21 protein-coding genes and 1 pseudogene are annotated in these 25168 nt (G+C 49.7%); 9 read left to right on the top strand and 13 right to left on the bottom strand.

The window, feature by feature from the left end:
* The 4 genes from B153_RS0126775 to B153_RS0126755 form a co-directional block, all read right to left on the bottom strand.
* A complete protein-coding gene (locus B153_RS0126775) occupies positions 1-552 on the bottom strand; it encodes an RNA polymerase sigma factor (protein ID WP_020599834.1) in 552 nt (183 codons plus the stop codon).
* A 429-nt stretch (positions 553-981) separates the two neighbouring features.
* Positions 982-3432, bottom strand: coding sequence for a 3-hydroxyacyl-CoA dehydrogenase/enoyl-CoA hydratase family protein (locus B153_RS0126770; RefSeq protein ID WP_020599833.1), 2451 nt, complete (start codon positions 3430-3432; stop codon positions 982-984).
* Between the two features lie 73 nt (positions 3433-3505).
* Complete coding sequence (locus B153_RS0126765) at positions 3506-3976, bottom strand: MarR family winged helix-turn-helix transcriptional regulator (RefSeq protein ID WP_020599832.1); 471 nt, start codon at positions 3974-3976, stop codon at positions 3506-3508.
* Positions 3977-4143: 167 nt separating this feature from the next.
* On the bottom strand, positions 4144-5367 hold the full coding sequence (locus tag B153_RS0126755) for a peroxiredoxin family protein (RefSeq protein ID WP_020599830.1): 1224 nt from the start codon (positions 5365-5367) through the stop codon (positions 4144-4146).
* Positions 5368-5523: 156 nt separating this feature from the next.
* Here B153_RS0126755 and B153_RS0126750 point away from each other — a divergent pair, with 156 nt between their 5' ends.
* The 3 genes from B153_RS0126750 (at position 5524) to B153_RS0126740 (ending at position 8455) form a co-directional block, all read left to right on the top strand.
* Positions 5524-6594 (top strand): hypothetical protein, encoded by a 1071-nt coding sequence (locus tag B153_RS0126750; RefSeq protein ID WP_026262481.1) that lies wholly within the window; start codon positions 5524-5526, stop codon positions 6592-6594.
* A gap of 38 nt (positions 6595-6632) precedes the next feature.
* Entirely contained in the window at positions 6633-7538 is a 906-nt protein-coding gene (rsmH, locus tag B153_RS0126745; protein WP_020599828.1) for a 16S rRNA (cytosine(1402)-N(4))-methyltransferase RsmH, read from the top strand.
* Positions 7539-7612: 74 nt separating this feature from the next.
* Positions 7613-8455 carry a polysaccharide deacetylase family protein gene (locus B153_RS0126740; RefSeq protein WP_020599827.1) on the top strand — a complete coding sequence of 281 codons (843 nt, stop codon included), beginning with the start codon at positions 7613-7615 and terminating at the stop codon, positions 8453-8455.
* A gap of 77 nt (positions 8456-8532) precedes the next feature.
* On the opposite strand, the gene B153_RS0126735 is transcribed toward B153_RS0126740, so the two are convergent.
* The 4 genes from B153_RS0126735 to B153_RS0126720 form a co-directional block, all read right to left on the bottom strand.
* Positions 8533-9555, bottom strand: a complete 1023-nt coding sequence (locus B153_RS0126735; RefSeq protein WP_026262480.1) for an SPASM domain-containing protein — start codon at positions 9553-9555, stop codon at positions 8533-8535.
* Positions 9556-9585: 30 nt separating this feature from the next.
* Positions 9586-10092 (bottom strand): hypothetical protein, encoded by a 507-nt coding sequence (locus B153_RS0126730; RefSeq protein ID WP_020599825.1) that lies wholly within the window; start codon positions 10090-10092, stop codon positions 9586-9588.
* 169 nt (positions 10093-10261) lie between these two features.
* Positions 10262-12289 carry an alpha-amylase family protein gene (locus B153_RS0126725; RefSeq protein ID WP_020599824.1) on the bottom strand — a complete coding sequence of 676 codons (2028 nt, stop codon included), beginning with the start codon at positions 12287-12289 and terminating at the stop codon, positions 10262-10264.
* 123 nt (positions 12290-12412) lie between these two features.
* Positions 12413-12988 (bottom strand): hypothetical protein, encoded by a 576-nt coding sequence (locus B153_RS0126720; RefSeq protein ID WP_020599823.1) that lies wholly within the window; start codon positions 12986-12988, stop codon positions 12413-12415.
* A 248-nt stretch (positions 12989-13236) separates the two neighbouring features.
* On the opposite strand from B153_RS0126720, the gene B153_RS0126715 reads away from it, so the two are divergent.
* Both B153_RS0126715 and B153_RS0126710 read left to right on the top strand, forming a co-directional pair.
* Positions 13237-14304, top strand: coding sequence for an Ldh family oxidoreductase (locus B153_RS0126715; RefSeq protein ID WP_020599822.1), 1068 nt, complete (start codon positions 13237-13239; stop codon positions 14302-14304).
* Positions 14305-14378: 74 nt separating this feature from the next.
* Positions 14379-15365, top strand: coding sequence for an aldo/keto reductase (locus B153_RS0126710; RefSeq protein ID WP_020599821.1), 987 nt, complete (start codon positions 14379-14381; stop codon positions 15363-15365).
* A 72-nt stretch (positions 15366-15437) separates the two neighbouring features.
* Here the strand turns inward: B153_RS0126710 and B153_RS0126705 are convergent, their stop codons facing one another.
* The 5 genes from B153_RS0126705 to B153_RS0126685 all read right to left on the bottom strand — a co-directional run bounded on the left by B153_RS0126705 (position 15438) and on the right by B153_RS0126685 (position 18979).
* Positions 15438-16007: an outer membrane beta-barrel protein gene (locus B153_RS0126705; protein ID WP_020599820.1), complete on the bottom strand. Its 570-nt coding sequence runs from the start codon at positions 16005-16007 to the stop codon at positions 15438-15440.
* Between the two features lie 156 nt (positions 16008-16163).
* Complete coding sequence (locus B153_RS35955; RefSeq protein ID WP_020599819.1) at positions 16164-17111, bottom strand: sterol desaturase family protein; 948 nt, start codon at positions 17109-17111, stop codon at positions 16164-16166.
* Positions 17112-17217: 106 nt separating this feature from the next.
* On the bottom strand, positions 17218-17493 hold the full coding sequence (locus tag B153_RS0126695; protein ID WP_020599818.1) for a hypothetical protein: 276 nt from the start codon (positions 17491-17493) through the stop codon (positions 17218-17220).
* Between the two features lie 70 nt (positions 17494-17563).
* Complete coding sequence (locus tag B153_RS0126690; protein WP_020599817.1) at positions 17564-18052, bottom strand: sll1863 family stress response protein; 489 nt, start codon at positions 18050-18052, stop codon at positions 17564-17566.
* A gap of 246 nt (positions 18053-18298) precedes the next feature.
* The gene (locus B153_RS0126685; protein WP_020599816.1) at positions 18299-18979 is read right to left on the bottom strand and encodes a PepSY-like domain-containing protein; all 681 of its coding nucleotides are present in this window, start codon (positions 18977-18979) and stop codon (positions 18299-18301) included.
* Between the two features lie 415 nt (positions 18980-19394).
* Here B153_RS0126685 and B153_RS0126680 point away from each other — a divergent pair, with 415 nt between their 5' ends.
* From B153_RS0126680 to B153_RS0126665, 4 genes and pseudogenes are all read left to right on the top strand, one after another.
* Positions 19395-20900: a circularly permuted type 2 ATP-grasp protein gene (locus B153_RS0126680; protein WP_020599815.1), complete on the top strand. Its 1506-nt coding sequence runs from the start codon at positions 19395-19397 to the stop codon at positions 20898-20900.
* Positions 20901-21042: 142 nt separating this feature from the next.
* Entirely contained in the window at positions 21043-22023 is a 981-nt protein-coding gene (locus B153_RS0126675; RefSeq protein WP_020599814.1) for a glycosyltransferase family 2 protein, read from the top strand.
* A gap of 132 nt (positions 22024-22155) precedes the next feature.
* Positions 22156-23847, top strand: coding sequence for a T9SS type B sorting domain-containing protein (locus tag B153_RS0126670; RefSeq protein WP_425423153.1), 1692 nt, complete (start codon positions 22156-22158; stop codon positions 23845-23847).
* Positions 23848-24022: 175 nt separating this feature from the next.
* Positions 24023-25168, top strand: a pseudogene (locus tag B153_RS0126665) (gliding motility-associated C-terminal domain-containing protein); the annotation flags it as partial.

Here is a 25168-nt window from a genome sequence, read left to right as displayed (position 1 = left end):
CTAGTCGTAATAGGCTTTAGCGTAGAGTTGCTGAATCTTATCCCGGCTTCGTTTGAGCCGCATTTTTACTGTACTTGGATTCAGGCTATACAGGCTGGCGATGTCGTGTACACTCAGTTCCTCTTCGTACTTGAGTTGCAACAGCATACGCTCTTTGGTCGAAAGGGTTTTCCAGATTCGGCCCACAAGCTGCATGGCCTCATCCTGTGCCGAAACATCTTCGGATTCGGGTATGTTCTGATCGAGTTCCTCTTCGGCAGTAATGAAGCTCATCCGCTTCGCCAATCGGATTTGGTCAGAGCAATAGTTGAATGAAATAGCGTATAACCAGGTTGAGAAACTCGACCGCTCCTGAAAAGCCTCAAGTCGATTAAATACTTTCAGAAATATGTCGTGTGTAAAATCTTCGGCCTTTAGCGGGTCTTTTGTCATTGACAGACAACGTCTATAGACCTTGTTGACATACCGTTTATACAATATCTCAAAACAGTGGTTAGGCTGACTCGACAGGTACTGACGAATCATATCCTCGTCGCTGATCAGATCAGTCATAATACAATAAATTATCTCTATGGGTTAGGGCGTAATGCCATTGAAAAGTTACGTTAAAACGCACATACTTAAGTCCTTGCTTTTTAAAAAATATATTAAAAGGTAGGTGACCTAAAATATATTTAATCGTACCCCTATATAATACAATATTATGTTACCATAAAGTACTTGCAATATATACTTAGTAACCGGTTTTAATCAATAAAATTTACGTTGTCGGCTATTTAATAGTAACGATATAATATTATTTGTATACTAATAATTTCTAAAATCTGTTGCTTGTTCCGCTTATTGAGAGCCTACTCCATCAGATTGATATTGATAGAGACTACGAAAAAAGACAAACTAAAACGCGGATATTGAGACGGCTGACCGATTTTTTTCCGGTTTACCGCTCAATACCCGCGCATGCAAACAGGTACTATTTCCTTAATTTCGCAGGGCTTTACCGCCAGTCAGCAGACTCTGAATTCGTTCAAGGGTTTTCTTTTCACCCGTCAGGGACAGGAAAGCCTCCCGCTCCAGATCCAGCAGATATTGTTCCGAAACAGCCTGTGGCGTACTCAGATCACCTCCACAAATAACATAGGCCAGCTTATCGGCAATTTTTCGGTCATGGTCCGAAATGTAGCGTCCCATATGCATGGCTGTAATACCTGCCTTAAACAAGGCAATCCCTGTCTTACCCTGTACTTTAATATCAGTTCGGGGCTTGGGTTGGGTGTACCCGTTCTCAGCCAATTCGATAGCCGCCTGTTTGGCTTCGGCAAGCAAACGACTTCGGTTCAGCACAATCTGGTCCGTCGAGCGGAGGTAGTTCATTTCGCGGGCCTCCTGCGCCGAAGTCGACACTTTTGCCGTTGCGATGTTCATGAACACATTTTGCACAATATTTAGCTCTGGATCGCCCGTCTGGTACAGATCCGATGCACGGGCAGCCATTTCTTTGGTGCCTCCACCGGCAGGAATCAGGCCAACGCCCACTTCAACCAAGCCAATGTAACTTTCGGCATGCGCTACCACCCGGTCGGCGTGTAATACGGCTTCGCAGCCACCGCCCAGGGTTAAAGTATGAGGTGCCACCACAACGGGGATGGATGAATACCGAAGTCGCGTAATGAGCTTCTGGAACTGCGCAATCATCAGATTGACCTCGTCGAACTCCTGCTCAACGGCAAACATGAACAGCGTAGCCAGATTAGCTCCTGCCGAGAAGGCTTCCGTCGAATCGTTGCCCACAACCAGGCCCCGGAAATCTTTCTCGGCCAGTGAAATACCTTTGTTCAGGGCTTCAGAAACCTCCTGGCCAAACGTGTTCATCTTGCTGCGGAATTCGACGTTCAGAATGCCATCGCCCAGGTCAATGATATTTGCGCCTGCATTTTTCCAGACAATGTTGTTACTGAGGTTTTCCAGAATAGTGAACGCTTCGGTACCCGGAATTACTTTGTAGCTTTTTGTCGGAATATCGTAATACTTACGCTTGCCGTTTTCTACCTTGTAAAACGAGTCGAAGCCAGCGTCGAGCATATCGTATACCCATTGGGCGGGCTTCTGACCAAAGGATTCGATCAGTTCAACTCCCTTCTTCACACCAATGGCATCCCAGGTTTCAAACAAGCCCATTTGCCAGCCAAATCCGGCCGTAATGGCGGCATCAATGCGATAGAGTTCATCCGAAATTTCGGGAATGCGGTAAGTCGCATAGCGGAACCCATCGGCAAAGGTACGTCGGTAAAATTCGCCTGCTTTGTCTTTCCCGGCAATCAGTACCGGAAAGCGATTCTTCAGGTTATCAATCGCTTTGGTGCTGTCGAGTGTCGCGAATTTGACCTTTTCCGAGGGCTTGTACTCGTATGTTTTCAGATCGAGCGCCAGAATCAGCGTCTGCCCTTTTTCGTCTTTGGTTTTCTTGTAATAACCCTGCCCGGTTTTGTCGCCAAGCCATTTATTTTCCATCAGTTTTTTCACTGATGCGGGCAGTTCGAACGAATCTCTCGACTCGTCGTGCTCCATTTTGACGAGGTTGCCGGCTACGTTAACGGTTGTGTCTAGCCCTACTACATCCGAAAGGCGGAACGTTCCCGACTTTGGACGGCCCACCACCGGACCAGTCAGTTTATCCACTTCTTCAACCGATAATCCAAGTTCTTCGGCTACCCGAATGGTTTGGATCAATGATTGAATACCGAGTCGATTGGCAATAAAACCGGGCGTATCCTTACACAAAACAGTTGTTTTGCCCAGATATAAATCCCCGTAGTTCATCAGGAAATCGACAACAGCGGGGTCGGTATCAGGCCCAGGAATGATTTCCAGTAACCGCAGATACCGGGGCGGATTAAAGAAGTGAGTACCACAGAAATTCCGACGAAAATCCTCGCTCCGTCCTTCGGCCAATAGGTGCATCGGAATCCCGGATGTGTTGGATGTAATCAGGGTACCCGGTTTCCGAAACTGCTCAACGCGCTCGTAAACCGACCGTTTAATATCCAGCCGCTCCACCACCACTTCGATTACCCAATCGTATGCGCCTATTTCTTTCAGGTTATCATCGAAATTCCCCAGTTTGATCCGGTCGGCAAATTTGGGACTATACAGCGAAGCGGGACTTGCCTTCAGCATCGCTTGAAACGAGTCGTTCACAATTCGGTTCCGAACCGCCGGACTGGTGGTGGTTAATCCTTTGGCCTGTTCTGCCTCGCTGGGTTCTTTCGGCACAATATCCAGCAAGAGCACATCAACACCAATATTGGCAAAATGAGCGGCAATGCGTGAGCCCATAATACCAGATCCCAGCACAGCCACGCGCCGAATCGTACGATTTTTTGTCTGAAGGGACCACCCCTCCGATTTGGGTTTTTCTAAGGTAGCTTCCATGGTTTAGTTTAACGCAAATAGAACAGGCTGAACCTGTCTTAACCAGACGCGTCCAGCCTTAATTGACAGTATGTTAGTCCAGCGAAAGTTCTTCGGATTCGGTTGTTTTGATGCGGGTATTTTCGTCCTCCACCATCTGGATAATGTCTTTCATAACCTCGAAAAAGATGACCAGTTTATCCAGCGGGATTTTCTCGCGAACCATATTATTGAACAGGATTACCCCATCGCGGGCGAGTTCGCGTTTGGCTTTGCCCTCCTCGGTCAGGAATATTCGGACAAACCGTTTATCGGTTTCGTCTACTTCCCGACGAATCAAACCCCGTTCTTCCAGACTTTTCAGCATTCGCACCAGCGAACGGGGTTCCATACCGAGCGTAGGGCCAATTTTAGTAGCGGGCGTACCTTCTTCCAGGTCGATGTTGAGCAGCACGTAGCCAATCGCCATCGTAATGTCGTAGCGGGCTGCATAGGCGTTATACATGCGCGAAATGGCATGCCAACCCCATTTTATATGAAAATCAACGGTTTTCTCCTTCTTCATGGTCGATGTCGTCCTATCCCTTCTGGACGTAAATCTACCAATTTTTACCAAAAATAGTATGCATGCATACGAATTTTATAAAATAGCAACAAAGCCTTCTAATGAATTCGTGGCGTCATGAAGTCTTTCAAACTAGACTACACGACGCCACGAATAAAATCCGTCAACTACTCTGCCAGCAATTTATCGATGAGCCGATTAAACTCTTCAATGTACTGGTCGTAGTATTTGCCAGTACCGGGGCCGGAGAAACCGGTATGAATATGACGCACCTGACCTTTTTTATCGATGAAGATCGTTGTCGGGAAAGCCACAACCGCATTCAGATCGGGCAACGCTTTTGACGCCTGCATCTTATCGTTGGTTCCGGCCAGTACAATGGGATAATCGATTTTGAACCGTTGTTTCATCCGCTCAATTTTTGGCCCCGACTCGGCCATATCGGGCGAACGTTCAAACGACAACCCCAGGATTTCGACCCCACGGGATTTGTTCTTTTTGAACCAGGGGCTCATAAAGTTCGTCTCGTCCATACAGTTGGGGCACCACGAACCCATGATCTGCACAATGGTCACTTTTCCTTTAAAACGTGGGTCTGTCAGCGAAACGACGTTGCCATTCGGTTCAGGAAACGTGGCCTTGAGGGTCTTTGAGCCAGGTTTCAGGTAGGTCAGTTTAGCCGGGTCGGGCAAATCTGCTTTGGGATCAAAGCGGGCTACCCAGGACTCATAGCCCGAAATACCAGCCCATAAACCGCCTTTAAGGGTTTTGGTAGCCGGATCATGTTTTGCTTTAAATAGATAGACGTGTGATCCATCGAAGCAGGACAGAAACAGACTATCGCCCACTACATTACCTTCCAGATACCGATAATCGCCGGTAGGAGTCAGGAATGTACCCGTCAGCTGATTCCCTTTCTGATCAAAAATACCAACCGCGTTGACGGTATCAACTTTCCCTGTTTCGCTGCCGAAATCGGTCGCCCATTTGCCCGTAACGTTCGATGATGCCGACCGCCCCCCTCCCGATTCGCCCTCCGGCACGAACCGATACGTCTTTCCATATTCGGCTTCGAAGGGCAACGTTTGCAAAGGCTGTCCGACTCGTTTTCGACGATACGTGCCCCGGAGCGTATTCCCATCTATCTTTGCAACCAGTTCCGACTCAAACAAGGCATTGGGTATACGGATCGAATCGCCCTGCACAGTAGCCGCGTCCAGTGGCAGCCGTTCGTTTCCGTTTAGAGCGAACACCGTGTAGGCATTTGCAGCGGAACCGGGCTGAATCGACAACCCAAATGGCAGATCGCCACCTTTGGTTTTAAGCACAGCCCGATATTGCCCCGGTTTGACGGAAGAAACCTGTCCGAAACCGACCGTCACAAACGACATAAATAAGCAGACTATGATTCCAACTCTACCCGCTTTGTAATTCATAGAATTTGTGAGATAGCTCCTGTTTGATAGCTTTGTACGTTGTCATTCCTCGCAACGTGTTATCCTCTAAAATAGTTGTTATCGGGCTACGTTCACACCAAATTCATTGAAATGCGTTTTCTTTTCACTCTTTTATCCTGTATTTTGTCGGGAACGTTATTGGGTCAGTATCAAAATAGGTCAGTATCGCTAACGGATAGAAATGATAAAACGACATCGGGCTTTATCCGTTTTTATGATTGGGATAAAAGCCCCAGCTACGTTGAGTTTGGGCGCGACTCGCTGAGTGCCTATACGCGCATCCAGGCACAAGACATACAAAGGCTGACTATCATTGATGGTCCTGTTTATGAAGGCTTATACCTAAAAATGCCTTACTATGTAAAGACCCCGGTAAAGGTGGGTGAAAGCATTTATGAACGAATCGATTCCACCTACTATTTGTCCGAGCTGTTGCTGGATAGCCAGTCGATCAAACTATACCGACTCTTCGACGCGAGTGCTACGGCTCGATTTGTGATCGCCAAGTACGACTCGCTGGCCCTGTTGCACAACATCACGATCCCATTAATTAAAGGCCCTACGCTTTACACCTATAACGATCCGGCCTACCGAAAACAACTTCGGGAGCTTTTATATGAATGTCCAACGCTACGTACAGATGCCGTTCAGTATACAGAGTCCAGCATTATTAAGCTTCTTAAAGCGTATCTGACATTTTGCCGGATAGATTCTAAAATATACCTGGAACAAAAAAAATGGAGCAAACCCATTATTGGCGTCGGTGGATTTGGCTCTACCTGGCAAACGAAGTATCAACGCACCGTTGGCTATGGGCTAACGGTCCAAATTCTTTTCCCAAGGCAATTTCATAATGTCTTTGCGTTAATTGACTTGGGTAATGTCCGCCAGACTACGTTTACCGGCGACGAAACTGTTTACCAAATTGGGCTCTACGCTGGGCGTTATTTTGGCAAAAAAGCGATTCAGGCTAAGCTTTATACAGGATTATCCACCGTTTTAGGTTTATTCGATACGGGGGCAGGAATAAGCTATAAGAAAATGCTTTCGGCCGAAGTTCGGTATTCCCCTTTCATGAACAAGATTTACGACAGCTTTCTTCAGGTAACTCCTCTGATTAACCTAAGAGCGGTTGTTCCGCTCAGCCGTTTAACTAACTAATCGAAACATTAGTAGCCCTGATCAAACAGGGATTATAAATGACAAATTACCACGAACCTGTTTTATTACAAGCCTGCATCGATGGGCTGAATTTACAACCTGGCGGCACCTATGTCGACGTGACGTTTGGTGGCGGTGGACACAGCCGTGCCATTTTACAGCAACTCGAAGGGGGGCGCCTGTTTGGGTTTGACCAGGATGCAGATGCCCGTGCCAATGCCCAGGCGCTGAACGATTCACGTCTAACGTTTGTAGCGGCTAACTTCCGTAATATCAAACGGTATTTGCGGCTTTACAAGTCCGAGCAGGTCGATGGGATTCTGGCCGATCTGGGTATCTCATCGCACCAGATCGACACGCCCGAACGGGGGTTTTCGACCCGTTTTGATGCCGATCTCGATATGCGGATGAACCAGCATGCCGAACGCACGGCCCGTGAGGTCGTGAATGAGTACTCAGAAGCAGATCTACATCGCATTCTGGGTATGTATGGTGAGATTACCAATGCCCGTACGGCGGCCAATACCCTCGTATCGGCCCGCTCAAATCGACCCTTGAAAACGGTCAATGACCTGAAAGCCGCTTTGCAACGGCTTGCCCCACGCGGAAAAGAGAATAAGTATTTTGCACAGGTTTTTCAGGCATTACGCATCGAGGTAAACGAAGAGCTACAGGTGCTGGAGGAGTTTCTGGAACAGGTACCGGAGATTTTGAAACCGGGTGGGCGGCTAGTGGTCATGTCGTATCATTCGCTGGAAGATCGGCTGGTGAAGAATTTCATCAATAAGGGTAAGTTTCAGGGAGAGGTAGAGAAAGATCTATTTGGGAATGAAATCAAGCCATTGCGGTCCGTTACCCGTAAGCCTATCGAAGCCACACCCGACGAAATTGCTCGTAATCCACGGGCACGCAGCGCCAAACTGCGCATTGCGGAAAAGATTTAACGGGTAGTCTGCTTTATAATTCGGGCTGCACTTCTGCAACGCTTACTCATGTACGACCTTACCCTTATCTAGCTATGAAACTGCTCTATTTCAGCTTTTTCGCCCTGTTGCTCCAGGCGGCTTTTGCTCAAACAGCTCCGCCCCGACTCATCGTTCGGGGCGACGACATGGGCTATTCGCACGCAGGCAACGAAGCCTTGATTAAGTGCTTTACCGAAGGTATCGAAACGTCGATTGAGGTTATTGTTCCGTCGCCCTGGTTCCCGGAAGCCGTTAAGCTTTTAGCCGAAAATCCAACGGTCGATGTAGGCATTCATCTGGCCATCACCAGCGAGTGGGATAACGTCAAATGGCGACCCGTTTCGGATTGCCCAAGTCTGCGCGATGCCGATGGGTATTTCTATCCGATGGTCCGCCCCAATAAAAACTACCCCAAACGCTCGATTGTCGAAAACGACTGGCAGTTGGCCGACATCGAAAAAGAGTTTCGTGCCCAGATCGAATTAGCGCTAAAGAAAATCCCCCGAATCAGTCATTTTTCCAGTCATATGGGCTGTTCAGATATGAGCGCAGAAGTAAGTGCATTAACCCAGAAACTGGCCAAAGAGTATAAGATCAATATCGTTCCCAAAGATTTTGGCGTTCAGAATGTGGGATACATTGGGCCACACGCCACTTCGCAGGAGAAAATCGACAGCTTTAGCAAAATGCTCGAAAGTCTGGAAGCGGGCAAAACCTATCTGTTTGTCGATCACCCAGGTCTCGACACACCCGAAGTACGTGCCATTCACCACATCGGGTACGAGCAGGTAGCCATCGACCGTCAGGGCGTAACCGACACCTGGACCAGCCCGCGCGTAAAAGCCCTGATCAAAGCCAAAGGCATTCAATTGATCAGCTATAAGGATCTTAGATAAAGAGCGAAAGAGTGAAAGAGCGAAGCCATCCGGCAGATAATTCGCTCTTTCACTCATTCACTCTTTCGCTCTTCAATTTACGCCCACACTTTTGTGCCTTCGGTGCAGTTTCGGCACATGTCGATTTCGGAACGGGAACGGAGTAACGTCTGGCGAAAATCCTGATAGGCTGGGCCTTGCCAGAGGTCGGTGAACGATTGGGCTTGCAGGTCACCAAGCCGATGATGAGCGTCCTTATCGAAGCAACAAGGGACAACGAGCCCATCCCAGGTAATCACGCAGGAATGCCACATCTTCCAGCAGTGATCACCAAACCCATTTTTGATGCGATACGTACCATCGGTTTGTTGGGCATACCGACTGTATTGATCCAGCGTCGGGATTAGGTCGGAGCCTTGCTCGTAGTCGTATATCTGAGCCGTTTTCAGGCCGACCTCATCTACGCCCAGTTCGCGGGCTAGCTTTTTAACTTCGGCAATCTGGTGTTCGTTGGGCTTTACCACCAGAAACTGAAACACTACGTGTGGTGTGCGTGATTTCAGCTCTTTCTTCCACCGCAGGATGTTCTTTGTACCTTCCAGCACTTTTTCCAGCTTCCCTCCAACCCGGTATTGCTGATATACTTCCTGCGTAGTACCATCAATGGAAATGATCAGCCGATCCAGTCCCGACTCTACAGTTTTACGCGCATTGGCATCGGTCAGGTAATGAGCGTTGGTGCTGGTGGCGGTATAGATATTTCGCTCGGTGGCATACCGAACCAGATCCAGAAACTGCGGGTGTAGGTAGGGCTCGCCCTGGAAGTAGAAGATCAGGTAAAGCAGAGTTTCGTGCAGTTCGTCGATGGTCCGTTTGTAGAGATCTTCGCCCAGCATACCCGTCGGACGGGTGAATGAACGCAGTCCACTGGGGCATTCGGGGCAGCGCAGATTACAGGACGTAGTCGGTTCAAAAGATACCGACATGGGTAAGCCCCGCTGAACTGGCTTGCCCGTTTTCCTGGCGATATGATAACTCGACAGCACCTTAAGCGCATTCGCCACGCGTTTGGGCGTAAGCTTGGAAGCAAAATTAAAGCCGTCGGTCAGGTTGCGATTCATGTAGTAAAGGTACAACTCACCGGCCAACAATTAAGTTGCGGCCGCCATCATGGTCATGTACAGATTGGCACCATACCCACAGGCTAACAGAAGTGTGATCAAGTCGGTGTTTGTAGTCGGCTTAAAGGTTTCGGCAAAGTCAACGCCATAATTATAAGCCAGTTTGTTCCACCGAAACTTGGGAATCAGTTGTAGCAGTTCCGTATGCTGTTCATCTTCAAGCACAAACCGAAAGTCCCAGAATCCTTTACTTTTTAGCCGATAGTTTTTCGTAATACCCGATTTTTCTTCCAAACGAATCAGGATATGCCCCTGCCAGTTAAAGGCGATGTCGCCTTTATCAACCTCATTGACCAGCACATCGAACGCCGAGTGCCAGAAATTTCGCGACTTAATCGTAATCTGATCCTGTTTAAAGCTGGCGGTGCCTGAACTGGAAAACCAGTTTTCGTATTGAAAATGCGTAACCATTGCTTCCTGACCGTCGATGAGGTCGAAGCTGCCATTGCTGGCGGTCGATGATAGTTGAAAATTCACTGTACAAACGGAAGATAGTACCGAAACACTTTTTTCAGATCATTTGACAGGCTGTCCAATTTTATGAAGTTGTTTAAACTTCCTGAACTTGAACGCTAACCCGTGTAGTTTTTGTCATTGCGAAGCAGCAGCACAACATTCAGCAATTTACCCGTGATGGGTGGATAAATCAAACGTCTGTCATTCGCCAGACCCGACAGCCTTCTTCCTCAAAAACCACTTCACCTTCAGGCAGCCCAGGTATATCGTCAGGCAAAGGGCCCTTCATAGAAGCAGCGAAAACATATCCCGACGTATCCACGTCCGGCGTGGATACGTCCGACGCGGTAGCTTCACCAATCGGCCCGGTAGGCTTCCAGGCAATATAGTCAGATTCGCCAGGCGCTACCAGCCATTCGGTCTGTTTCCCAACAATCTCTGGCCATATACGTTCGGCAAAGTCGCGTATCCGTAAAATGGCCTCGAATTGGTCAACATTTTGCCCCCATTGGAATGGTGCATGCGTCACCTTGTCGGTTTGTCGGTCGTCGCCAATCTGAAAAACATACAGCTTGCTGTATTCTTCATTCGCCCCCCGTTGCTCATGCCGATTTCGTACTTCAAAACCCAGCCCTACATAACTCGGCATATCGGTCAGAAACAGGGCCGTAAAGTAGCGAAACAGATTGCCGGTCCGGTAAAATTCATCGAAACGTGGGTCGTCTTTATCGGCCGTTATGACGGTAAAATTGGGAGCGAATCGACGGGTTTTCAGGTAGGTATAATAGGCTGAAAATTTGCCCTTAAATTCTTCTGATCCCACCACCATCGACTGCAGATCGCCCAGGGTCGAATCGGCTTCGATGGCTTCCAGATGGTCGAGTTCGTTGCCATAGCCCATCGTGTCGGGCGGGGCCAGAAAGGTTTCGGCAAAGAATCCGTAATAAGGCACCCCCTTTGCCTGCACATACTTTTTGATGGCTCGGAGTGGGTCGTAATAGGCATCCACTTCGGCCGGAACCCCCGTAGGGCGCATCTGCACATGGGCCATATCGCCCCGCATGAAATCAAAATTGTACGTCCGCTGGCAATCGTATACTTTCCGGCAAATGTAATCCCAGGCCGGTTTGTTCGGCTGATCAAAGTCCAGTTCCCAATGCTGGTTGTTATCTTTTGACTCATAAAACCGATACCGGGCCAACGGTCCAAACACGCGCGACATCGCTTCGGGTTTATCGAAGGCATACTGGTACCAGGTTTGCCCGAAATCGTCGATCACATAATCGTTTGGGTCAATATGGATGCCCCGATAAGGCGGGGCCATGGTCATGGGCAGCGTTTCATAGCCCTGCGCAACCAGATGCTTAATCAGGGCCAGTCGGCGCCGAAGTCGCCCACCGTAATCGTGCGGATACCCAAACAGCATTCGTAATCGTTGGGCGTCCAGAAGAATGGCCAGATCGGTCGAGAAAAAGGCATCTTTGGCAAACGCCAGCGGAGAGCCATCGGCAGAACCATGAAACTTCAGAAACTGCCAGATCGATTCTTCTACACAACGATGGATAAACCCCGAATGGTCGGCAAGCGTATCGGGATGCCCCCCTTTTACATCGCGCTGTACCCACTCAAACAGGCTCGGGCAGGCCAGCACCATCTCCGAAAATCGGTCGGTATGTGGAATCACATCCATCCCTACCGTACGGCCCATGGCATGAAGCAGATTGACAACGACCTTAAGCTGTTTTTCGACCGAATCGAGTGCGGGAACCAGCCGGGCCAGTTCGACATCGAAAAATTCCGGGTTGATTTCCCAGCTTACCATGCCATAAAGACTACCCACTACACCAGGTTCCCAGATCGGCAACAAATGAATACTATCGTGGCTGACAGACAGCGTCAGGGTGTAATTGATTAGCTTCCAGAACGAGCCAATGGTGCGCACATTGACCCCAACCATGTTGCTCCGTTTAAGCCATGAACCATCGGCACTGGCTCGGGCAGGACTGTCAATGGTTTCGTTGGGATTTAACGCCCGCCGTAGGGTATCGTTTCCCAATCGTTTGTGCAGTATATCGAGGGTCTGATAGACCGAAAACTGCATGGCCGTTTGAGGTAACAGATTCGTAATAAAGGACATACGCCCAGACTCATAGGCGTCGGTATGCAGCCTGTACTGCTGTTCCCAGCGAGCTTGAATAGTGGCGATTGAGTTCGGCATAGGGCAAATGTAAACGCACTTTTTGGAAAACCAAATGCCCGTTGTTTGTGTCAAAAAGACACGTAGTAGGACGTTTTACATCTACCCGGTTATGAATGTCGATTCGGTTTTCTTCTGCACGGCTCAATACGTCCGCAATACTTTTAGCCGATGATTTTTGTTGACCCGTATGTGCGGATTACTGATCAGGTGAAATAATACCCCACTCAACACCAGCGAGCCCACTACAGGCAGGGTATTGCTGTAAAAGCCTCGGTTATTCACGACATCAGCCAGCAAATAAACGCCCCCGGCAATCGGAAACAGAGTACCCGCAGCCGTTATGAACGGAATCCGGCGATGCAACAGAATAGCCTGTACTTCATCAAGCCGAAACGTGACAGGTTCATCCCGATTCATCACTTCATTGGCCATCAGAATGCTGAACGTGCTATCGGTAACATCGTACAGTTCTTCCCGATACTTTTCCCCTCTGGCCTTAAAATGCAGCTCATCACCAATAAAATAGCGATAGCGTCGAAATCCACCGACCGCATGATTTACATCGAACGCCAGGTAGCGCGAAGGGCGAATCAGGGCCGAATACGAAGTGCCTCTTCGCTGCAAGAGTTGTTCAGTGGTAAGGGTGTCCTGTGGCTGAGCATAAGCCATCGATATGAACATACCCAAAACCAGAGTCAGGTAAACGCGTGAACGCATAGTTGTAGTTAAACAAATCAGGTGGTTTCGTAATAAAGCGCAAACTACTGGTTTTGTTTCTTAAAAAGTAGTTAAGAGGGCCCAATGATCAGGTCTGCCCTTTCGATCTTATAGGAGTCAACAGACCGACCAACCGTTTAAATGTTAGTCAATTTAGTTAAGAGTTGCCAGGTTGTTTTGATACAAACCAATTGACCCCGTTTCGAACCGCCCTTGACTACTCCTGACTTTTCCTCAACTTTGCGGCCATGATTACTGCCCCTCAACTCCGAACATTTACCGAACAAGTTTTCATTGCCATTGGCTGTTCTGAAACCGACGCCCGATTAGCCGCCGACGTACTGGTTAGCGCCGATTTACGGGGTGTCGATTCACACGGTGTGGCTCGTTTGCCGGGTTACGTACGTCTATACGATCATGGGCGTATCAACCCAAAACCGCATATCCATATTGTTCACGAAAGTCCCTCAACCGCCGTCGTCGATGGCGACCGGGGGCTTGGCCTTGTCGTTGGCCCCTGGGCCATGCAGGTTGCCATCGAAAAAGCCCGCACAGCAGGCACGGGCTGGGTAGCCGTACGCAATTCCAATCACTTCGGCATAGCCGGTTATCATGCCCTCTTGGCAACCGAACACGACATGATCGGGCAGGCTATGACCCACGCGGCTCCGCTGGTAGCCCCAACGTTTTCGCTGGATAAACTCCTGGGAACAAACCCCATTGCGGTAGCGATTCCGGCAGCTACCGAACCGACGTTTCTGGCCGATTTTGCCTCTACCGCCGTTGCCTATGGAAAGCTCGAAATTTTGCAGCGCAAAGGCCAGGACATTCCTGTAGGCTGGGCGCAAAACGCCGAAGGTCAACCCACTACCGATGCCAATGCCATCCGCAATGGAGGGGCTTTACTGCCGCTCGGTACCGATCGCGAACATGGCTCACACAAAGGGTATGGCCTGGGCGCTGTTGTCGATATTTTTTCGGGGGTCCTGTCGGGCGCTAATTATGGTCCCTGGGTACCCCCTTTTGCTACGGCAGGCTTTATGCAGGCCAACGAAGGTGTTGGCATGGGAACGGGCCACTTCTTCGGTGCTATGCGGATCGATGCGTTTCGGCCAGCCGATGAATTTAAAGCCCATATGGATACCTGGATTCAACGCTTCCGGCAGGCGAAAGCCGTTGAAGGGCAACAGGTACTGATTCCCGGTGATCCCGAGCGATTGATGGAAGCCGAACGGCTGGCTACAGGAATTCCTGTGCTGGAACCTGTTCTTAAAAGCCTGGAAGAAATCGGTGAGCGATTTGGCGTGAAATTGTAACGAACAGGATGTCTGCACAGCTAGTATTTTAACCAATCCGACAGAATGTCGGATTGCCGCAATACCGCGTTATTATGAATTATCGAAAACTAGGAAAAACCGATTATCGTATTTCTGAAATCAGTCTGGGCACCTGGCAGGTAGGTGGTAAATGGGGCGATCCGTTTAATCACGCCAACGCCGACCAGATTCTGAATGCAGCCGTCGACGCTGGAATCAATTTTATCGACACGGCCGATGTGTATGGCGATGGCGAAAGTGAAAAAGCCGTAGGCCGATTGATACGTTCACGGTCGGAGCGAATCTATGTCGCTACCAAATGTGGACGACGACTGCAACCGCATACCAACGAGGCTTACCAGCCCAAGGCCCTACGCCAGTTTGTTGAAGACAGCCTGCGGAATATGGGACTCGAAACCCTCGACCTGATTCAGTTGCATTGTCCGCCAACCGAAGTCTACTACCGTCCGGAAATTTTCGAGTTGTTCGATCGGCTCAAAGACGAAGGCAAAATTCAGCATTTGGGCGTAAGTGTCGAAAAGGTAGAGGAAGGGCTTAAAGCGATTGAGTTTCCGAACGTAACCACCGTCCAGATTATTTTCAATATGTTTCGCCAACGCCCGGCCGAACTGTTTTTTCAGGAAGCCAGCCGCCGAAACATAGGTATCATTGTTCGGGTGCCGCTTGCCAGTGGCCTGTTGACGGGAACGTACAGTACCAGCACATCCTTTTCGCCTACCGATCACCGCACATTCAATCGGGACGGGGCCGCATTTGATAAAGGGGAAACATTTTCCGGAGTAGACTATGAAACGGGTTTAGCCGCCGTCGGTGAACTAAAGACTGTTTTTCCGCATGAAGCCAACCTGGCTCCTGATGCGCTACGCTGGATTTTAACCTTCGATGCAGTAAGCTGCATTATTCCAGGAGCCTCTAAACCAGCCCATTTAACGTCCAATTTACAGGCTCTGGACCGCCCTGCCCCAACACCGGAACAGATGGCGGCCGTAAAACGGATTTACGACGAACGGATCAAAAATCCAGTCCATTATCTGTGGTAGAAATGGGTTCGAACGTTTGTGGTTGGCGAATGCACAAATGCTACGTCAACCACAAACGCTTACCACTACTAACTACTTCCCGAAGTAAACCTGAAAGCCAAGAGTAATATTTAAGGCTTTGGGCACATTGGGCGTCAAGGCGTTGGGCGTTCCGACCAGCAAGGTGTTCAGCGCAGCTCCCTGCCCCCCAGTATAGGTAAGGCCCAGATCGAAGCTAACCGACCGATTGATGAAAAAGGCCACTCCACCCGTAAAACTATAGAGAGCATCTGTGCTTGAATCAGAATTACCCCCGTTGAACGATGACGACGAGTTAATGACTCCAACCGATGCGCCCAAAAAGGGCTTGATCTGGGAGGAGCCCATGTAATACCGTAAAAACGGCGCTATCCCAATCTGAGTGGCCCGCGTGCCGTTTGAGCTTATGTTCAGAAACGGAATACCAGCTCCTACAGCCAGACCATTTCCTACAAACCAGCCGTAAGTTGGCTGGAGACTGATTATCGTGCCCGACCCTCCCGAGGTTGGAATAGTGATGTTTCCTACATTAACCCCCATCAGTCGGCCACCGCGTTCGGTTTGTGCCATCGCGCCCGAACATCCGAGCGCCAGCAGCGTAAGTGTTACAAAAAAAGCTTTCATGGTATGTGTATACGTTTATGTTATACTACCATGACTAACGAACCCTTTGTTTGGTTGTAAACTTTAATTGATACCACAAAAAGCTCCGGCCACATCACACCTTTTAACAATCTCATAGTCAACCGATTATCGCCAAATTCCTGAAAGAGAATTTTCCTAAATGTGCTGTCGGCTGGACTGGGTCATCCATTCGGTATTTTGTTTTTGGGCCATCTTTTTTTTGTACTGATCGACATCAACGGGACTACCGAAAATAAAGAACCACTTTCGTCGAAAACCGCTGGCCGTTTTTACGTCCCGAATAATATCCAGTACCTCATGGAAATTGATGTGCAACGGGTTGGCCTTCTGACCAATATTGGTAGTAATGCCATAGATTGGCGGTTCTTCTTCGGGCTGGTAGGTGCCAAATAGCCGATCCCACAGAATAAACGTAGCCCCAAAGTTTTTGTCGATGTATTTTTCCTGGGAACCATGATGCACCCGGTGATTCGACGGTGTTGCAAAAATGTATTCTACCCAGGCTGGCAACCGACGAATGTATTCGGTATGCACCCAGAACTGAAATAAAACCGCCAATTGATTCGTCAGGAAGAAAATAATCGGGTGGAAACCCAGCAGTGCAACTGGGAGAAAAAAGATAATTTTCAGATACTGAATCCAGCTTAGCCGAAACGATACGCTCAGGTTGTAATGCTCTCCCGAATGATGAACCACGTGTGTAGCCCACCAGAAACGCTGCCCATGCGAAACCCGGTGCGCCCAATAACTAAAGAAGTCAAAGATGATGTAGCAGGGAATAAGTGTCCACCATTGCAGCGCCATCCGCCAGGGCAGTTGATTATACAGCCACACTACGCCGTATAGCAAAACAAGCTTAATCACGACGCCGATAGCCACTGACCCCAGCCCAACCAGGATCGACCCGACCGTTTCCCACTTCTCGTAGTACGGCTTCTCCTGAATGTACGAAATGATCATTTCGGCGACTGTTAGTACAACCATGATCGGTACTGCCCATAAAATTAGATTAGGTGCCCCCTCATCCAGTCGCCAGAGCTGGTCCAGCGCAATGGGAGGGGCACCGAATAATGCATCGAACATAATAACGTTTGCTTTTCAATACGTTGAATAACCTTAGCAGACACTCTTTTCGCAGCGTCAACCGATGTCTGCCAATTGATACTAGCTACAGTTGGCCCTGATTCGCCTAAGGTTCCGATTCGGAGGCAACTGGTGCAAAATGATGGGGGTTGACATATCCCAGTGTATTATCATCCAAACGAACCTGTTGCCAGTCGGGTCCCGTGCCAAACAAATCGGTATCAAACCAGGCAATGTCTCCTTTCTGGATCAGGCCACCACCGTGTTTCGTCGGATCGGCTGGTTTCTGTACCCATTCGGTATCTTGTACAGCTTGCCGGGGTATATCAAACCCCTCCGTTTGAAGAAAAGCCTTGCAGCTTACTTTTGTTGTGTTATCCATGACAAAACCGTGATTTAGGGTAAGAAAATGAGTTAATAGGCCGGTACTGGGGGATTAAGGCCCCAGGTTATCAGTTTTTAGTGGCATCCTCAAGGCGATCTCCGGCTTTATCAAATGAATCCCCCAGTTTACGCCCGGCCTGTTTAAATCCGGCCTTAATGTCCTGCCAGGCTTCCTGAGTGGCATTCTGTGCTTTATCAATATCTCTATTCAGATCTTCCCGTTCAGTTTTTAGTTTGTCTACTTGCTGTTTCATCGTCTTTTTAGCCTTGTTGCTTTTGTTCTCCAGTTTAGTTTGTAACTCATCGATTTCCTGATCCAGTTTGTCGCGTTGCGATTTCAGATCAGCGACTACTTCATCGCGCTCCTGAAGAAACTTTGCTTCTGTCTGGCTGGCCCCTTCCTCCGCACTGGCTTCCATGGAGTCGCCGGTTTGTTCTATGGCCTCTTCTGTGCGAGATTGGTTGGAGTCGGTATTACACCCCTGAATGGCGCCAATGGCACCGATAACTAACGACATCGCAAGTACCCGTCTAATCAATTGTGTCATCTTTTTCATAACGTTGCTATAAGTATGATTTGCGGCAAAGGAGACGATTTCCCCTTAGAACGACCTTAAGCTGATCTTAGAAAGTTCTTATAGATCGATACTAGACAGCCCCGCTGGTAGTAGGAAGATGTGTTATAGGCATAAAAAAACGCCCTTCTGATTTGAGCTTAGGCTGAAGTCTCAAACCAGAAGGGCGCTTAACCGAGGTATCCGTTTTGGGTTCAGGATACCTCATACTCTACTCAGTTGTTTCGGCTAGCGTTTACCGAGCAATACTTTCTTGAACGTACCGTCGGAGCCGAATAGTAGCAAAGCCCGTTTTTTATCCGACGTGAGAATAGCTACGATATAGTCGCTGCTTTTGGTATCCTGAACGGCTTTTTCAATCGTTGCTCCTGCATAGTTTGTGCTAATGTAAGTCGTAATAGCCGCTGGCAGACTCGATACGGCCACTGTTGTCGCTATTGGCCCCGTTGGTTTGGGATGATGTGCAGAATCGCCCGGGGCGGGTTTGGGATGATGCAGCGAATCGCCTTTGGGATGATGCAGTGAATCCCCTGGCATGTGATGCGTTGAATCACGACGACCATGCTTACGACCGTCAGCTTCTTTCACAAACGTACCATCGGCTTTGAATAGCAACAGCTTAAGAATATTATTCTGTACAATCGCTACGGCATAATCTCCATTCGAATCTTTGAGTGCTTCCTTGATGGTAGCCCCGGCATAATTTGTCGTAATGTAGGTGGTAATGGCAGCAGGCAAACTGGCCGCATCGACCACAGTTACGCTAAGCGGCCCCGTTGCCGACGTACTGGTCGTTGCGGTTGTTCGGGCCGATGCATCCGCATCGGCGGGGTCAACCGATGTCTTGTTACAGCTACTCATCCCTACCGCCAAAGCAGCCACAAAACTGAACACAAGCAATGTTTTCATGTTGGAAGTCATTAGGTTTTGTTAAAAAAATTAAACTGAGAAATAAGGTGCAGCCCGATTCGTTTGCCGGTACTATTCTGCCGTACGTGCAACGTATATCCGTCGTTGCAAAGCCGATAAAAAAATCTGATTCACTTTGGCATGACTGTAGCACAAACCCCTAAAACCATCCTAAACAATACCCTGGCTACCAATCCGTTAGTCTAACACCAACTGCTCATTCATTTCAGGCAGCCAGCCACTGAGGCCGATTAAAAGACGATAAAAGCCAAACCGTTGCACGCAACGTCCGATGAACTTTATCAATAGTGACTAATTGTGTATAAATTTTTACGTATAAAGCGTTTTATTTGCACAATGCTTTAGTCGCCAATATACTATTTGGCTGTCGACCTGATTATAAATAGATTGTTCTATGAAAAAACAAAATACCCGCCAATCGCAGTCACAAACACTCAATGGAATGACGCAATCGCAGGGGCAGGCCAGCGTCAATTTCTCGTTTTCAGACTACCAGACCGAGAATTTTTTTGATGAGATGTTCACCAGCGAAACGCAGGTGCGAGCCGGGTATGTACCTTTTCAGCAACGTGTTGAGCAACTGACCCGCGAAGATTTCATTAGTCGGCAACTTGCGGCCGAGCGTGCGCTGATGAGTATGGGCATTACGTTCAACGTGTATTCGGAAGGAGAAGGTACGGAGCGGATTATGCCTATCGACATCATCCCGCGTGTGATCGAATCGGCCGAGTGGAATCGGCTCGAAGCCGGGCTGATTCAGCGCATTAAGGCCATCAATATGTTTCTGGACGATGTATACAACGAGCAGCGTATTCTGAACGATGGCGTTGTACCCCGTGACCTTATCGAGTCCAGCAAATCGTTTTTGCCCGGTTGCCTGGGTGTGCGCCCCCCCAAAGGGATCTGGTGTCATATAACAGGCACCGACCTCATCCGGGGTGATGATGGTCAGTTTATGGTACTGGAAGACAACCTCCGATGCCCATCTGGTGTATCCTATATGCTTGAGAACCGGGAACTTCTTAAGCAGACATTCCCGGAAGTACTGACCCAAACGGGCGTCCGACCCGTATCGGATTACCCAACCCGGCTGCTCCAGATGTTGCAATACATTGCCGACCGGCCCAACCCAACCGTTGTAGTTTTAACCCCAGGCATTTATAACTCGGCTTATTTCGAACATTCGTATCTGGCCCAGCAAATGGGGGTAGAACTAGTCGAAGCCCGCGATCTGGTTGTATCGGGTGGCTATGTAAAAATGCGTACGACCAAAGGCTTCCAGATTGTCGATGTCATTTACCGACGGATCGATGATACCTTCCTCGACCCACAGGCCTTCAATCCTGAGTCAATGATTGGCGTACCGGGCATTTTCGAAGTATACAAGCGTGGTCGGGTCGCGCTGGCCAATGCACCAGGAACGGGCGTAGCCGACGATAAAGTGATTTACGCCTACGTACCCCGGATCATTCAGTATTACCTGGGCGAAGAGCCGATCATCCCCAACGTTCGAACCTACATTTGCCGGGAGGAGGACGATTGCCAGTATGTACTGGACAACATTGAGCAACTGGTCGTTAAGGAAGCCAACGAAGCGGGAGGGTACGGTATGCTGATCGGTCCGAAAGCCTCTCCCGAAGATCACGAACTTTTCCGGCAGAAAATAAAGGCTAACCCCCGCAATTACATTGCTCAGCCAACCATCTCACTGTCGCGCGTGCCCTGCCTTGTTGGCGATCATGCCGAAGGCCGTCACGTCGACCTGCGCCCTTACATCCTCTATGGCGACAATGTCAATGTGATACCGGGTGGCCTGACCCGCGTTGCTCTGCGCAAAGGGTCGCTGGTGGTCAACTCCTCACAAGGTGGTGGTGGTAAAGATACGTGGGTATTGTATTGATAGATACAGTTCAGGGTATACGATTTACAGTGGTCAACGCAGCTACACTCCTGCGTTGACCACTGTAAATCGTATACCTTACTCTATAAACTGTATACTGTAAACTTCTTACCTTTACAGCCCAACTATCGCCGGAATCGCTTTGCCTGACTTAAGCATCATCATTGTCAATTACAAGACTCCTCAGCTCATTCTTAACTGTTTAGCCTCAGTTTATGCGTACACAACAGGAGTCGATTTCGAAGTACTCGTTGTCGATAATCAATCGAACGACAACAGTCAGACGATCATTCAGGCAGCTTACCCCAATGTACGGTGGTTTCAGACGGGCTATAATGCGGGCTTCTCACGGGCCAATAATCTGGGCATTCAACAGGCCAACGGCCGTTACATCCTACTACTTAATTCGGATACATTACTGATCGACAATGTGCTGGGCCACTGCATCCAGGTGCTTGACAATCGCGCTGATGTAGCGGCTGTAAGCGTTATGCAACTCATGGCCAATCGACAGATGCGCCCAAATCTGTACACGACTTTCGGACAGATGCGCCGGGCATTTTACATCCTGCCGGGTGGTGTAGCCTCCGAAAAATTCCTCTATCGACTCATGCCCGATCCACAGTTCAGCGACCCCGACCAGGTCGAATGGCTGTCGGGCGCTTTTCTGATGGTTCGGAAGTCGGTGATTGATCGGGCCGGGAAGTTAGACGAAAGCTTCTTTATGTACGGCGAAGATGTCGAATGGGGGTATCGGCTTGGCCAAAAGGGGAAGCTGCTTTTGCTGCGCAATGAGCAGTTCATCCATCTCGAATACGGTAGCAGTGAAGACAATCAGCAGCATGTGGTTACGCACATTAACCGATTTAAGCCCCAGGTGCAGGTGTCGCAGTTGCTCTGGGTTCGTAAGCAATACGGCGTTGGGGCCTATGTGATCCTCATTCTGCATTATATCCTGATGATTCCGGTCGTATTTATCTGGAAAATGGCCGTCAATATCCGCGATCGTCGTTCCCTCCTGGCCGACCTGAGTAGCCAGCGAGCCTATACGAAAAATGTAGGCATTTTTCTCCGTTTCTTCTGGAAAACCCTTTTTAATAGTCCGGGCTTTTATAAGGTTTAGGCTCTTACTCAAGTCAATCAATCCAGTACTCCGGCTGGATAATACGGGGTGCCATTGAAGCGCACATACCGTTCAAAATCAATCGAATCAGAAGAATACGCTTTTAGCAGATTGCGACGTTGTAGGTGAACAATGCAAACATCTACATCTATGCGATTCGTTTACAGTCTTGGGCTTTGGGGGCTGCTGCTGGGGGCAATTCTATGCCCTACAGTCAGTGAGGCTACCCACGTGCGGGCGGGTGAAATTACGACTAAGCGTATTTCGCAAACTTCCCTTACCTACCTCATCACCTTTACGGCTTATTTCGATGAAGCCAATGGAAAGCCAGCCTCCGATGTGGCCGATAACTACACAATCTGTTTTGGCGATGGGAGCACTTCAGATATAAAGCGATGGCAACGCCAATTGATTAATGGCCGCACATCCTCCATCGACTCGTATACCATTGTACATACGTATCCGGGTCCAGGCACGTATACCATTGGGATAACTGTACCGCTTCGGAACCGAAATACCAACAACCTACCAGCCCCTTCAGACGCCATCCGCTTTTTTGTTTCGACGACGATCCTGATCAATGCGGCTCTTTTGACCAACTCCACCCCTGTCATGCTCAACCCACCCCTCGACTCGGGCCGGGTGGGCCAGAAGTTCTGCCACAACCCAGCCGCCTTCGATGCCGATGGCGACAGTCTCGCCTATCGACTTAGTGTGCCTCAGACCTCCCTCACCGATAATGGGTGTACAGGTAGGGCTATAACAGGTTACCAGGACCCAACCCGATTTAGTAGATTGAGCGAAAGCGGAGGCCCTCCAACCTTTTCGATCAACCCCATCACCGGCGAGCTCTGCTGGGATGCGCCCGGTGAAGCAGGCCAATTCAACTTTGCCTTCATCATCGAAGAATGGCGAAATGGCGTCCTCATCGGAGAGATCACCCGGGATATGCAGATTTTCATTATCGACTCACCCAACAAACGTCCGTTGCTGGCCCCCATCCCCGACCTCTGCGTCGAAGCCGGAACCCTCATCCAGCAACCCGTCACGGCCACCGACCCCGATGGGCAAAAGGTCGTTATATCTGGTTTTGGTGGGGTTTTCAACATTGGCCCCGACCGACAACCCTTGTCTCCCGGCGAACTCATTCAACCTCAATACGCTCAATTAATTAATGGAGATACCCCTCTGACCCAACCCGCCACAGTGAACTTCCGCTGGCAAACCAACTGCAACCAACTCCGCGAGGCACCCTACGACGTCACCTTCAAGGTCACCGACGTGCCNCCTAGAGGCACCCCNACCCTCACCTCCTTCCAGACTTTCCGAATCCAGCTCATCGGACCCGCCGTCAAAAACCTCGCCACAAAAGCCGTCACCAGCACCAGCGGCAGAGCCGTCCAGCTCTCCTGGGATCCCTACACCTGCTCCCCGTCCCAGGCCGGCAACCCCACCAAACTCGCCGTTTACCGTATCGAAGGNCCCTCCAACAAGGTGTGTGTGGATGCATGCCCGAGTTTTTTGCTGCCCAACGTGTTCACCCCCAACGGGGATGGCAAGAATGATGTGTTCCAGCCGCTGAAGTGTCCCCGGTTTGTGGAGCAGGTGGTGTTTGTGGTCTACAACCGATGGGGGGCCAAGGTGTACGAGAGTGTGGGCAGTAGCCTGAGCTGGGATGGTCGGAGCAGTGATGGGGCGGAGTTGCCGACGGGTCTGTACTATTATCAGGCCACGGTGCGGTATGGGTTGCTGGAGAAGGATGCCCCGCCCCAGGTTTTGAAGGGCTGGGTGCAGATTCTGCGGGAGGGTGTCTCCATGAAATAAGCTCACGACACGAGGCCAAGCAGAAATTGGCAATGAAAAAGGGAGTAGGCAGAACCAGCACGGATTCCCTACTCCGTCCTTTTTCATTTAAAAATCAACGAACTAGTCAATAGTACCAATTTTCTAATACACTTTTGGTAATTCAAATCGTTGTAGAGGAAAATAGGATACGTTTATGCGGTTCGTTTACAGTCTTGGACTTTGGAGCATACTGCTAGGGGCAATAGTATATCCCACAATCAGTCAGGCTACCCACGTGCGGGCGGGTGAAATCACTACCAAGCGCGTTTCAGCAACTTCACTTACTTATATCATTACCTTCACCGCCTATTATGACGAAATAAAAGGTCGGCAGGCGGCTGACCAGGCCGAGCCATACACCCTTTGTTTTGGCGACGGTACAACTCTGGACGTCAAACGGGCTAGTCGGAAGTATATTAATGGCCGTACGTCATCGGTTAACTCGTATACAGCGATTCATACGTATCCGGGGCCAGGCGTGTACACCATTGGTATAACCGTACCCAACCGGAACGCCGACACAAAAAACCTGCCCCCGCCGGGGTCTTCTGACCAGATCCGCTTTTTTGTTTCGACGACGATCCTGATCAACGCGGCTCTTTTGACCAACTCCACCCCTGTCATGCTCAACCCACCCCTCGACTCGGGCCGGGTGGGCCAGAAATTCTGCCACAATCCAGCCGCCTTCGATGCCGATGGCGACAGTCTCGCCTATCGACTTAGTGTGCCTCAGACCTCCCTCACTGATAATGGGTGTGTGGGGCGAAATATTCCTGTGTATCAGGACCCAACCCGATTTAGTGGGCTGGGCAGTGAAAGCGGAGGGACACCCACCTTTTCGATCAACCCCATCACTGGCGAGCTTTGCTGGGATGCGCCTGGCGAAGCAGGCCAGTTCAACTTTGCCTTCATCATCGAAGAATGGCGAAACGGCGTCCTCATCGGAGAGATCACCCGGGATATGCAGATCATTGTGGTCGATTCGCCCAACAAACGCCCGTTGCTGGCTCCTATCCCTGATCTCTGCGTCGAAGCCGGAACCCTCATCCAGCAACCCGTTACGGCCACTGACCCCGATGGGCAGCGCGTCATCATTGCTGGATTCGGGGGTGTATTTAACGTCGGGCAGGATGGAGCCGCTCTGGCACCCGGTGAGCTGATCCAGCCCGCCTATGCCCAGCTCATTAACGGAGGAGTTGCCCAGGCCCAACCCGCCACAGTGAACTTCCGCTGGCAAACCAACTGCAACCAACTCCGCGAGGCACCCTACGACGTCACCTTCAAGGTCACCGACGTGCCA

Origin of the sequence: Spirosoma panaciterrae DSM 21099, from assembly GCF_000374025.1 — a bacterium.
Lineage (GTDB): Bacteria > Bacteroidota > Bacteroidia > Cytophagales > Spirosomataceae > Spirosoma > Spirosoma panaciterrae.
The sequence above is the reverse complement of the archived record's forward strand: the minus strand, read 5'-3'. Positions and strand labels throughout refer to the sequence as shown.